Here is an 11864-nt window from a genome sequence, read left to right on the forward strand (position 1 = left end):
TATCTCCGTAACGGGTTATGGATGTTGTAAAACGGTACCCGGATATCTCAACCAGGCACCAGCATTAAGCAGCGCTAACCAACACTGCCTTGAATCAAGTAAATGTTATAACTTAAATAACACAGAACGAACACTCCCCCTTCCAGGCGGGAAATAGTTTTTGCTTTACCAATTTTTACCGCAGTGAAGAGCAGCAAGGCCGTACAGAACAGGACCGATGACCAGTCACGCCAGAAAATTTCCGCTCCAACATCGGAAATCGGCTCAATGGCACCGGCAATACCGACCACGGCCAGCGAATTAAACATGTTTGAGCCTACCACGTTACCGACAGCCAAGTCATGCTCACCTTTACGCGCTGCCGCAAGCGATGCCGCCAGTTCCGGCAATGAAGTCCCCAGAGCGACAATCGTCAGACCAATCGTCAGTTCACTGACACCCAGTTCCTGAGCAATATTGACCGCTCCCCACACTAAAGTGTGAGAGCTCGCGACCAGCAACACCAAACCGGTAACGAGCCAGAAAATAGCGCGGGATAAGGTCATAGATTGCGGCATCACCTGTTGTTCTACTTCAGGCGGTAGCTGGCTTTTCCGTGGCATTCGTTCACTGGATGAGCAACAACAGAAGTTTATTACGCGTGTTCCAATGACCATTAAATCAGCCAAAGAGGCCTTAATGAACCTTGAGCCAGAGCAGCTGAGCCATATCGGCAATGGCTACTCGGGTTGTTGGGTTGACGCTGATTATGGCTCGGTATCTCAGAAGTGGCTGTTGATTCATAGTGAACAAGCAACCAAGCGAGAACAGGTAACGTTTTATAAGAACTTAGACAAAAATATCACCAAAGAGCTGAAAGCGCTGGGACAACTAAAGAAAAAGCAGTTTGCTTGCGCAGTGGATGCCGAGCAAGCAATGAGCGACTTCGCCAACCAGTGTCATTTGCTTGGCTTCGCGCAATCAACCATCGTTAAAGAGCCAATTTATTCAGGTCGTGGTCGGCCGAAGAAAGATGAAAAGCCGACGGGATACCACTATTTGATAGATGCTACGCCTTATACCGATCTAGAAAAGGTGAAACTGGCCAAGCTTAAAGTAGGTATGTTTATTCTCGCCACCAACGATACTGACAACACCGACCTAACAATGGTTGCATTGCTTGAACATTACAAGTCTCAGCAAAAGGTCGAACGCGGCTTTCGCTTTTTGAAAAGCCCTGAGTTCTTAACATCATCAATTTTCCTGAAGAAACCTCAGCGAATCGAGGCACTACTGATGATCATGACGCTGAGCCTACTCGTCTACGCAAGCTTAGAGCACAAAATCCGAGAGAGTCTCACTAAGACCGAGGAATTCTTTCCTAGCATGGTAAAGAACAAGACGACAACTAAACCGATGGCACGTTGGGTATTCTTAAAATTCGAAGGTATCGACACACTCGAATTTGGCGGCCAAAGCTTCATAACGGGTGTTCAAGAGCATCAGACTCGGCTGCTTAAGCTTCTTGGTGTTCTGTATGAAGCAGTTTATTCCTATACCGAATCAACTTGAAGATGCAGGCTTGAGAACCTGAAAATTATCATTAATTCGAGATATCAAAGAGCCTGCGATCTCTGGAAGAGTCACAGCAAAAAATTGGTCTATTGCCGCCTTGAAGTCCCGTTTTCTTTTGAAGTAAACGTTGTTCCTCGACTTCTCATCCATTACTTTCCATAGCCGCTCTATTGGGTTGAGGTTTGGACTGTAAGGTGGAAGATAATGCAGTTCAATATTCAGGACAAACGCCGCATCTTTGACTAAGTCACTTCGGTGATATCCCGCACCATCTAAGATGATATGAAGCTTATGGGTTAACGGATAACTCTCTCTTAACTTACAGAAAAAACGAACAATCGATTCACTGTTAATGCTCTCATAATCGTGAACAATGGTTGCTCCAATATCCGAAAGGTTCAGTGCGCCAATAATGTTCAATCGGCTACGATTACCCGTTGTTTCAATCACTTTATCCTGACCAGTTCGTATCCAGCCATGAGATATTTTTGTTGATAGTGTTGGGTGAACTGCGTCGATAAAGACTATCGATTCATCCTTGCCACAGCTTGCCTTTAGCGCTTCATAAGCCTTTATGAATGCTTGCTGTTTTGTCTCATCAAACTTGTGTGGGATACCTTTTGGTTGCTTGTAGCTGAAACCATTGTGGTGAAGCCATTTATTCATGCCTGAAACCGTATAGCTAAGACCAAATTCCTCTTTAACATAAGCGACAATTTGATGAGTGTGAGAATAGGTATGCTCAGTCAAATGTTCGATAAGGTGCATGGTTTGAGTGGCTGAAAGTTTGCTTTGGCTGCCCCCATTTTCAGGCTTAAGCTTTTCTGAAAGCACATAGTCGCTGAGATGGCGAGCGACACTCGATTCATGAATACGAAGAGCTTGAGAAATCATAGCCTGACTCCAACCTTCAGAAGCAAGTAAAACTGCTTTAATGCGGTCACGCACTCGACCCCCCAATTTTATAGCCCAACTCCTGATAATCGAACGATAAAATGAGTAACTGATAGGTTGACCTTTGCGACGACGGCTTGGAAACAAAAAACTGCTTGATTCTAGGGATGCAAAGTAAATCCATCGACTGATGCTTTGCTGTGTTCGAGGAGTGATTTCACAGTGATTTAATCGACATGATTATTACTCATGTTCTTACTTGTTGCACCATTAGTTTGGTACATCGGAGCTAGAAGGGAGGAGTGTCCATCACATCAAAGCCTAAAAAATTACAACGCACAAACTAGTTAAACTTACGCAAAAAGCTGCACTTAAATGATAATGATAATGATTATTGATTAACTAGTGTAACTATGTCAATATGACGGCATCATAATCATAACACTGCTAAATGTTAACATTTGTTAAATGGATCAATGCTTTATTTGTATAAATAATAGTCATTGATGAGTCTTAATCGGGGGAAGGGATAATGTAACAACATTGAGGCTAGAACGGCATAACAGTTGAAATTTTATTGTGTTTCGCGCCTTTAAATAATACCTAATTTAATTAACCGTATATTATATCATTAATTTTTAAGTTTAAGTAATATTTCCATAATAAAGTTTTTAATAGATTGATATAATCCGTACGAAATTACACGGTTTCAGTTTTGTATCTAAATACTAATTTTACAAATGAGGAGGACGTCTAAAAACTTCTTTTTTTGAAGATAGATGTCAGAAGTTTAATGAAAAATTTATTATTTATTTTAGTGCCTTTGAGTTTTAATCTTTATGCAGAAGATGACAGTCAATTTTCCGAAGTTTTAGTTTTAGGTGCAAAAGATGCTGTTTTAAAGGAGTCTGATGTTAGCATTGGACAAGATGAAATCAATGCTAATTTAGTATCAGATGTAAATGACCTTGTAAGTAATGAACCTGGCGTTAGTGTTGTCCAAAAGTCTAACTCTGGAACAAGTGGATTCAATATTCGAGGTGTTGAACAGGACAGGGTCGCAATTCTTGTAGATGGTATCCATCAAGGTGAAACCTTCGAAAATGACATTTACGTTGGATACGGATATTTCGATGGTTCGATTAATGAAATAGAATTGGATTCTGTTAAAACTGTCAATATTAACAAAGGGACTGATTCTCTCTTCACCGGTTCCGGTAGTTTAGGTGGTGCAGTGTCTTACGAAACCAAAGACGCGAGTGATCTTATTTCATCTGATAAGGATTTCGGTTTGTATAATAAGACTATTTACAGTAGTAGTCGCTCGGAGTTTAAAACGACTTCAGGTATTGCTCTGCAGCAAGATTATGGTGACTTACTGCTTCTGTATACATATACAAAAGGACGTGAGCAAAAGACGAAAGATAGTGGTGATGATATTTATGGAAGAGCACGTTCGAAACCTGATCCACTCCGAAAAAAATCTGACAATATTTTAGTAAAGTCAAATATCATACTTAACGATAATCATATCTTGAAATTAGCTTACGAAAACTTCTCTGTTGATAAGTCTGTTGATGAACGTTCTTGGGATTTATTTGGGTTTAACCATAGGCTATATACTAGTGAAGGAGAACGAACGAGATACTCTATAGATTGGAATTATGATAAAGATGGTAAATACATACAAAACATTGACACAAAAATCTTTTATCAAAAAATAAAACAAAAAAAAACAAGCTCTGTTTATGAATTTGATAATGATGAATTAGAACAAATATACGACCGTTCTCAAGACCAAAAATCGATTGGATTCAATCAGAATTTTGAATTTTCTAAGATGAACGTTATATCATTACCGTTTACACAAACATTGATTTACGGGTTCGATAAAAAAAACTTTGAAAATAATAATACGGATATTTTATTCCTGGATAAAACTTACGTTACAAATAGTAGTATTATTGAGCCAGTGGATACGAAACATTATCACTTTGCTTATCTAAATGAGTTGGATGTTTCTGACTTTCAAACGTTTTCGATGGGTGTAAGGTACGACAACTACAGAAACAAAGTGAAAACTAACGGAAAATCAATATCGACACGTCATTACAGTAAGTCTTTCCCCAAACCGGAAGATACTAGTTTTGATGGAATTAGTGCTTCAGTGAGATATGATTTACAGGTAAACGATCCTTTGCGATTGTCATATAAAGTCAGTTCTGGATTTAGAGCACCTAACCCAAATGAACTGTATTTTTCTTTTGGTAATGAAATTGCCGCCAATAGAGTTGAGCCAAACCCCGATCTAAAGGATGAGAAGGGGATCACTAATGAAATACTCATTCGATATAGCAAAGAGGATCTTGCTTGGTCGGTTAGTCCATTTTATACAACTTACAAAGATTTTATCGACTTGAAAGCAGAGCAAAAACTGGTGCCTAACCCATGGTATGATCCAATTACTTTCCCAAAGAAGTACCTCGAACAAAATCATCTCCAGTACAAAAACGTTGACTCTGCATACATTTACGGCATCGATCTGAGATTCAAAGTGGATCTATCGACATATTTGCTTTTAGACAATCAACTTTGGTTTAATTCCGCGTTTAACTACAGTAAGGGTAAGGGCAGCGATGGTGATTCATTAATTAGTGTACAACCTTGGCAGGTCAATGGCAGCTTTAAATACGTCTCCAATAACTATGATTTGAATTTGCGTTCAATGTATATAAGTGAGAAGAAAGCGGAAGATACCATCCGAGATGGAAAAGAGTGGGGCTACGTTAACGACAGCGTCTTTCTGCTTGACTTAATCGCAAACTACAGAATAACTAAAAACTTCACTATGAACGCAGGCATTTTTAATATCTTGGATAAAAAATACAAGACTTGGGATTCAGTACGTAGCATACCAAAGTTCGGTTCTACCAACATGGTAGATCAGGATGGACTTGGCTTAAATAGATTCACTGCCCCTGGCATAAACTGGAAAATTGGACTTGAAGTTAAGTTATAGAGTTGTCGTAATTTGGGGCTCAGAAGTGGCCCCCAATTTTCGGACATGACTTTAAGTGATTGATCTGTTTTGATAGTACCTAACAATACTGGAACAGATTATGACTAGGGCGTGTTGATCTTTGCTGTACATTTCGTGTTCAACAATACATCGGTAGCCACATTAACATGAATGCCAGCGATAACATGCTGGCATAATTCCTTTCTAGCTTGTCATATCTACTTGAAATAGCTCGATAATGCTTAATTCTCCCAAAGGCATTTTCGACCAAGTGACGATACTTGTATAGACACCAATCCATGCTGTCTTTGTCTATATCTTGTCCGTAATTGCGTTTAGCAATTACCGTTTCTCCGCCACGTTCTGCGTTCCTTAACAAAAGTACGGAAAGGTTCGCTGTCATATCCTTTATCACAAACGATGGTATTAACTTCATCGAGTTGCTCAACTAAGCTTTCGGCATGTAATGGGGTCTGAAGCCCAATGGAACGAAAACGTACGCTAAGCAAAATCTTCCTGTTCTGACGGCTGTTTAAGCGGTCTTAACTCACCATTTAAAACCTGTTCGGTCAATGTAAATGAGTAATGCCCCAACATATTCACATGTTTATGGCTGAGTGGTGATAGTCTTGCAATGTCTTCATCTTTTAGTGTTTCACCTTGTCGTTCTACGTGCTCTAATGCAGCTTGCATATAGATGGTATTCCACAGCACAACGGCATTAGTGACTAAGCCAAGCGAACCCAATTGATCTTCTTGCCCTTCTCGGTAACGTTTGCGGATTTCACCGCGTTGACCGTGACAAATAGCTCTGGCAACGGCATGACGACTTTCGCCTCGGTTTAATTGGGTTAGTATTCTGCGTCGATAGTCTTCATCATCGATGTAATTCAGTAAATATAATGTCTTATTGATACGACCAGCTTCGATAATGGCCTGAGCAAGACTCGATGGTCGGTCACTTTTGAGCAACGACCGAATCAGTTCTGATGCCTGCACTTTTCCCAGTTTAAGAGAGCCTGCTATACGCATCATGTCATCCCAGTGAAGCTCTATTTTTTGTGGATTTACGCAGTTTCGTGCTAGCTCATCGAGTACACCGTAATCCGCTTCTTTATCTACGCGCCAAAATACCGATTCGCCTGCATCGGCTAACCTTGGCGAGAACTGATATCCCAATAACCAGAATAAGCCGAAGACCATGTCACTGGCTCCTGCTGTATCTGTCATGATTTCAGTAGGGTTTAATCCGGTTTGCTGTTCCAATAACCCTTCGAGTACGAATATGGAATCTCGTAGTGTTCCTGGTATAACGATTCCGTGAAATCCAGAAAACTGATCGGAGACGAAGTTATACCATGTGATACCACGGCTGGAGCCAAAGTATTTTCGGTTCGCACCTGAATTGACGGTTCTTATTGGTGTGATAAATCGCATCCCATCAGCAGAGGCAACTTCACCTCCGCCCCAATGCTTAGCTAGTGCAAGAGTAGACTGAAAATCGACCAGTTTCGCGTTGGCTTTTACTAACGTTTCAGCACGTAAATAATTTTGTTTAACCCAACTGAGTCGGTGTCTGGTTAAAGCAGGGATATGAGACTTTATCAGTGGCTCAAGGCCGATATTGCAAGCTTCGGACAGTAACACGGCGCAGATACTTACCGTTAAATCATTGGCACGTGCGTTAGATTCGCTAATATGAGTGAATTCATCGGCAAAGCCAGTATGAGCATTGACTTCAAGTAGTAGTTCTGTGAGGTCTACGGCAGGAAGTAACGCCTCAACTTGTTTGGATAATCCCTGTAAGCTCGGAGGGTTATCTAGTCTATCAATATTTGTGATGGTCAGAGCTGGTCGTTTCCCCGAGATATCAATATCCACCGAACCATTATCGTCAAAATTTGCGGCAACCTGATGATAGGTTGTATCCAGTTGCCTGACTAACGCATCGATGGCTTCTTTTGCGTTTAGCGGATGTCCCAGTGATCGACAGACCTGAATTCGGTTGGACTGCCACTCTTGCCCCTGCAAAAGTTTGGCTCTCGGATCGCCCCAGCGATCGCTGTTTTCGACATAGATATCTCGTCGGCGCAAGCTATCCTGTAATTTATCCAAAAAACACAGTGTGTAGCCTCGTTTAGTCACCCGACCACCTTTATCTAATACCAATCGCTTCCATGGATTAGATACGATATCCACTGGCGCATCATCAAGAATTTGTTTTTTTGAGTCGAGTAATTGCGCTAAGTACTGGTGAACTTCAAGCGTTTTGTCTCCCGCAGGAGCGGCGGAAAATTCGATATCACGGAGCAGTTTTGGTAGAAAACGCCGAACTCGCCCGTACTGTTCAACCATCTCTTCATGAAAATTGTCATCATAAGGTCGGGCTAACTCGTGTACGGTAGAAATAGATTGCGCTAGCTTTTCCCGTGAAAATTTAGCAAAGATTGACGGACGTAGCGACTCATCATCTAAGTTGTCGTCTAGCAGCAGAGCACAAACTTTAGCTAAAGCCAGTGCAGATTTATCCAAATCTTTTAGAGTACGAAGACGCTTTTTCTGTCCTAATTTCTTCGCTTCGCCAGCGATATTTGTAATCAAAAGATCCAGTACATCCAACGCTTCATCTAATGCAATAATTTCATAGGCTTTCACAAAAGCCACGAGTATCGCAGTACGCTTAGTCTCCGGCATACGGCCTATTTTGTATGCCGAGATCATTCCAGCATGACGGGCAATATGTTTAAACCGGACGGGAGGAATACCAGTAAAATCCAGTTCAGTTATTCCATAGGTTTGAAGTGCTTTGTAACGTTCAATAGCCTCATTAAATGCAGGGCCACTGACATTGACCGGCCCCTTACGAAAACGGTCGAAGTGTGTTGTTCTGGCTGCTTCAGGAATTTGTAGTAAGGAATCCAACCTAGCTTGCTGATCCGAATTTGGGAGACTGGATAGTTGCTGCCACAATCGGTTTTCTGCTCGGTCTCTGATTTGTGAAATTAAACGGGTTAAAGTTGATGCGCCTGGTAAAAGGATTTTATGTTGGATCAGCCATCCGGTCGCTAAATCAAACAGTAAACTCGGGCGTTCATTACTGATCCAACTCCGGCTATAGAGAAGGCGGGATAACCGGAATGACCACGGCCAAACAAACTCACGATAACCATACTGATTGCGGATCAGAGCGGTATGCTCGCGGCGTGTGGTTTCGCGCTGAGAATAGTCAGACAAAATACCAATATTGGTTATATTCAGTTGCCTTGCGACAAACCATTGGGTATTCGTTGGGATTTGATTTAAATCGATCAAGAAAGTACCAAGAAAGCGAACACAACCTAATTGCAGCGCAACTCCAAATCGATTGTGTTCACCACGTCTTTGTGTAACAAAAGCTAAGTCAGCCTCGTCCAAATGGAAGTACCGCGCCAATTGAACATCATTCGGCTCCCCATTAAATTGCCCGTAACTATTTTTTTGTTCAGTGGTTAAAAAATCTACGGGCATAGCCAAAACCTCTTATTGGTTACACAAACTCAAATCAGTGACGTATTGTTTTCCCATTTCCGGCATGTAAGCCATGAGGAATTTTAATAAATATCTGGATGGAAATGCCGCAATGGTTCCATCTGCTGATGAAGAATACGGATTATGTAAATACTATGAGGTTGTGGGCGATAAAAAATAGCATGTTTATGGTGATCGTGGCGGCGAAGCCCTTCGGCAATTTCGGGGCACTCGTAACCCATCAAAGGTTGTTCTGCAAGCGTTAGCAAAACGTCATGCATACTGTCTGTATAAGCATCCGCTTGCTCTATGCCAAAGTTCAATAGGGTGTATTCAAAGATATGCTCAAAGTCTTCTGCGGCGAGGTTGGAAAGTTTATACATTGTGTCTCTGCTTTACTTTAGTCGCAATGTCATGAAGTGATAATGAGCATTGACCACTCTGCTCTCCGGCTTCAATCGCCATTTTTAGAGCCGTGGTTTGTTTCTCTTGCCTTTCGAGTAGCCGCAATGCAGAACGAACTACTTCGCTTGTTGAGCCATAGCGACCAGTCGCTATGAGTTGGCCGACAAACTCATCTAGCTGAGACCCAATCGTAACACTAGTTGTGCGTGACATATTTCCACCTACATGTGTGAATAATTAACACACCAATAATAGGTCAACTAAAATTCAAAATCAAATCACGATCTTCGTATGACAATGAAGTATACTTATAAGTCACACGTAAAAATTGACACGAAAAGTAGATTTGTCATAACCTATTTGTCACACTTGTTTAGATCATAATCTAAATGTCACTTTGAGGGGCTTATGTACATCTTTGGATACTTAAGAGCATCAACCTCTGATCAGAATGCAAAACGTGCTCAAGGTGCTTTACAGGAGTTTGCACAGCAAAAGGGCTTTCGAATAGCAGGTTGGTATATTGAGAATGAATCGGGAGCCTCATTACAAAGACCTGAATTACTCCGATTACTTGATGATGCTGCAATTGGTGATGCGATCATAATAGAGCAAATTGATCGTCTTTCTCGACTTGATGAAGAAAGTTGGTTCAAATTAAAAGAAATGCTGAACCAAAAGGAACTTAAGGTAATCAGTATCGATTTACCAACTAGCCATATCGCTTTTGCGCCACACATTCCCGACGAGTTCACTCGTTCGATGATCAGGGCTATTAATGGGATGATGATGGATATGCTCGCTGCAATTGCACGAAAAGATTACCAAGATCGACGGCGGCGGCAAGCTGAAGGGATCATGAAGGCTCGAGAAGAGGGAAAATATCGAGGAAGACAAGCAGATCTCCAGCTTCATGAAAAAATCTATCAGTTAAGAGTTATCAATGGGTTAAGTATCAGTGATACCGCTAAATTGACGAATGTGTCCACTAGAACGGTAATTCGGGTGGCTAAGAAGTTAGCAAGTGAGCGTTCATTGGGATAAGAAGCTTAACGTTTCTGTTCCTTATGGGCTCTAGTCCCCTAAACAAGAAATGCCCCATTCGGTGTTAAAGTAATTACTCAGTGGCAAACCAGTTCCACTGAAATTACATTACTTTGGTTAATGGTTACCAGCAAGCTAATAACAAACTGCGCTGCGCCGATGCGCATAACCTCCAAAAAGTGTTCAATAAACGATGTTTTGAACGAGTTATTTCTGCCTGCATGGTTAAGCTAGTTTGTTTGTAGTTTCTTCTCACTTGTGGACATTTCGAGTTAGAGATTGTAGTCGCCAACACCTTCAGTAAAATTACATTTTCGGTAAAGCTTGAGCTATAACCAACAGAATCAGCCAACCAACTATTGTCCAGCCAAACGCTAAATTTAATATAAACATGACTGTTGGCAATTTCGCTCCTGGCCAATGTTCTCTTTTTTTAGCCACAATAGCGTATGGCAAAAAAATAGCTGAAGCCCAAGCAAAATGATCACAATTGGCAGTGAAATGATAAACTTAAGAAACTTCATTTTAACCCCCTTAAATACAAATGACGATTCATATTAATAGTCAATTTTTTCATTTGCTTGTGTTAAGCAGTGTTCTAAAATGCCTAATATTTTGTATATACTCAAGCTCTTACAGATTTGGCAATATGAGCGCAGCGTAATTCTGGTTCTTACTATAACTACAGTTATCATAAACTCAGCTATTAGTTCCGTAATTGAGTAGTAATTGCACTAAGGCTCTTTCGGAGCGAGTAGTTAAGAGGTTGTTCGTGTTTTGCATGTATAGCGAAAAATGCCGCATAAAGTGAACCAGATATTTCAGATCGATGATGAGCAGTTTTGTCCAAAGTTTGCACCTTGAGAAGTGGAGACGCATTGCCATACGAACGATGAATATCTCGCTCATGGGTAGATTTCGACCAACAAGCAAAAAGCAGTGACCTTTTACTCGGGTTCTTTAAACATATTAGCCATACTTTCATTACACCTCATCGCAGAGGCAAACAAGAAGTCAGACTGACTGGTGGCAGCATTGTGCGCTAGATCCATTTCACTATCCGTGCTGAGCTTGTTTCCTGACATGCACATACTAATAGCTTCAGCCGCTAAATCGGAGTGGCCGAATATATCCAAACACAAGGTAGCCACTTCGCTATTTGTTAGCTGTCGACCTGCTATCTGGTATCCTCTGAGCGCAACATATGCGACGCTCGCGGCTGTTATGGCACCAGAATAATTCAGATATACACCATCGTTGGTGCTCAGTCCTGAGTTAAATTTTTGCTGAAGCGCAGCAACGTCAGATGCCAGTAGGGGCTTCAGCTCTGCTGATACATCTCCGATAGTGGCTTTCTTTTTGAAGATTCCTAATATTTTGCTAATCATCGCGTTATCATCTTTTTGTTTATTGTCTACTGAGTCGCTATAAAGCTGTTAAT

At 41.2% G+C, this 11864-nt stretch carries 8 protein-coding genes and 3 pseudogenes; 3 read left to right on the plus strand and 8 right to left on the minus strand.

From position 1 onward, the window contains the following. Positions 1 to 74: 74 nt before the first annotated feature. Positions 75 to 602, minus strand: coding sequence for a sodium:calcium antiporter (locus R7Z78_RS20695; RefSeq protein ID WP_318116989.1), 528 nt, complete (start codon positions 600 to 602; stop codon positions 75 to 77). Between R7Z78_RS20695 and R7Z78_RS20700 the strand changes: the two are divergent. Beyond that, positions 601 to 1551 (plus strand): annotated as a pseudogene (locus R7Z78_RS20700) (IS1634 family transposase); the annotation flags it as partial. The gene R7Z78_RS20695 and the pseudogene R7Z78_RS20700 sit on opposite strands and share 2 nt — an antisense overlap. Here R7Z78_RS20700 and R7Z78_RS20705 read toward each other — a convergent pair. Both R7Z78_RS20705 and R7Z78_RS20710 read right to left on the minus strand, forming a co-directional pair. Then, positions 1543 to 2535 carry an IS630 family transposase gene (locus R7Z78_RS20705; protein WP_373417170.1) on the minus strand — a complete coding sequence of 331 codons (993 nt, stop codon included), beginning with the start codon at positions 2533 to 2535 and terminating at the stop codon, positions 1543 to 1545. The pseudogene R7Z78_RS20700 and the gene R7Z78_RS20705 sit on opposite strands and share 9 nt — an antisense overlap. Beyond that, positions 2509 to 2673 (minus strand): annotated as a pseudogene (locus tag R7Z78_RS20710) (integrase); the annotation flags it as partial. The gene R7Z78_RS20705 and the pseudogene R7Z78_RS20710, both read right to left, overlap by 27 nt. Positions 2674 to 3241: 568 nt before the next feature. Between R7Z78_RS20710 and R7Z78_RS20715 the strand changes: the two are divergent. Then, positions 3242 to 5467: a TonB-dependent hemoglobin/transferrin/lactoferrin family receptor gene (locus tag R7Z78_RS20715; RefSeq protein WP_169643952.1), complete on the plus strand. Its 2226-nt coding sequence runs from the start codon at positions 3242 to 3244 to the stop codon at positions 5465 to 5467. A 139-nt stretch (positions 5468 to 5606) separates the two neighbouring features. Here the strand turns inward: R7Z78_RS20715 and R7Z78_RS20720 are convergent. The 4 genes and pseudogenes from R7Z78_RS20720 to R7Z78_RS20735 form a co-directional block, all read right to left on the minus strand. Next, positions 5607 to 5934: pseudogene (locus tag R7Z78_RS20720) on the minus strand (transposase); the annotation flags it as partial. Positions 5935 to 5968: 34 nt separating this feature from the next. After that, the gene (locus tag R7Z78_RS20725; RefSeq protein ID WP_140116173.1) at positions 5969 to 8974 is read right to left on the minus strand and encodes a Tn3 family transposase; all 3006 of its coding nucleotides are present in this window, start codon (positions 8972 to 8974) and stop codon (positions 5969 to 5971) included. Positions 8975 to 9057: 83 nt separating this feature from the next. Next, on the minus strand, positions 9058 to 9357 hold the full coding sequence (locus tag R7Z78_RS20730) for a type II toxin-antitoxin system RelE/ParE family toxin (protein ID WP_016151372.1): 300 nt from the start codon (positions 9355 to 9357) through the stop codon (positions 9058 to 9060). Next, positions 9350 to 9592 (minus strand): type II toxin-antitoxin system ParD family antitoxin, encoded by a 243-nt coding sequence (locus R7Z78_RS20735; RefSeq protein ID WP_016151373.1) that lies wholly within the window; start codon positions 9590 to 9592, stop codon positions 9350 to 9352. The genes R7Z78_RS20730 and R7Z78_RS20735 overlap by 8 nt, the downstream gene beginning before the upstream one ends. A gap of 195 nt (positions 9593 to 9787) precedes the next feature. Between R7Z78_RS20735 and R7Z78_RS20740 the strand changes: the two genes are divergently transcribed. Further along, the gene (locus R7Z78_RS20740; RefSeq protein WP_031847521.1) at positions 9788 to 10423 is read left to right on the plus strand and encodes a recombinase family protein; all 636 of its coding nucleotides are present in this window, start codon (positions 9788 to 9790) and stop codon (positions 10421 to 10423) included. Between the two features lie 947 nt (positions 10424 to 11370). Here the strand turns inward: R7Z78_RS20740 and R7Z78_RS20745 are convergent. Beyond that, positions 11371 to 11811, minus strand: a complete 441-nt coding sequence (locus tag R7Z78_RS20745; RefSeq protein WP_140301990.1) for a hypothetical protein — start codon at positions 11809 to 11811, stop codon at positions 11371 to 11373. Positions 11812 to 11864: the final 53 nt, after the last annotated feature.

This window comes from Vibrio sp. 1167, from assembly GCF_033340375.1.
Taxonomy (GTDB): domain Bacteria; phylum Pseudomonadota; class Gammaproteobacteria; order Enterobacterales; family Vibrionaceae; genus Vibrio; species Vibrio alginolyticus.

Excerpts from the sequence above, each read along its gene's own strand:
- R7Z78_RS20695 (WP_318116989.1), bottom strand. The coding sequence starts at position 602 with ATGCCACGGAAAAGCCAGCTACCGCCTGAAGTAGAACAACAGGTGATG.
- R7Z78_RS20715 (WP_169643952.1), top strand. The coding sequence starts at position 3,242 with ATGAAAAATTTATTATTTATTTTAGTGCCTTTGAGTTTTAATCTTTAT.
- R7Z78_RS20725 (WP_140116173.1), bottom strand. The coding sequence starts at position 8,974 with ATGCCCGTAGATTTTTTAACCACTGAACAAAAAAATAGTTACGGGCAA.
- R7Z78_RS20730 (WP_016151372.1), bottom strand. The coding sequence starts at position 9,357 with ATGTATAAACTTTCCAACCTCGCCGCAGAAGACTTTGAGCATATCTTT.
- R7Z78_RS20735 (WP_016151373.1), bottom strand. The coding sequence starts at position 9,592 with ATGTCACGCACAACTAGTGTTACGATTGGGTCTCAGCTAGATGAGTTT.
- R7Z78_RS20740 (WP_031847521.1), top strand. The coding sequence starts at position 9,788 with ATGTACATCTTTGGATACTTAAGAGCATCAACCTCTGATCAGAATGCA.
- R7Z78_RS20745 (WP_140301990.1), bottom strand. The coding sequence starts at position 11,811 with ATGATTAGCAAAATATTAGGAATCTTCAAAAAGAAAGCCACTATCGGA.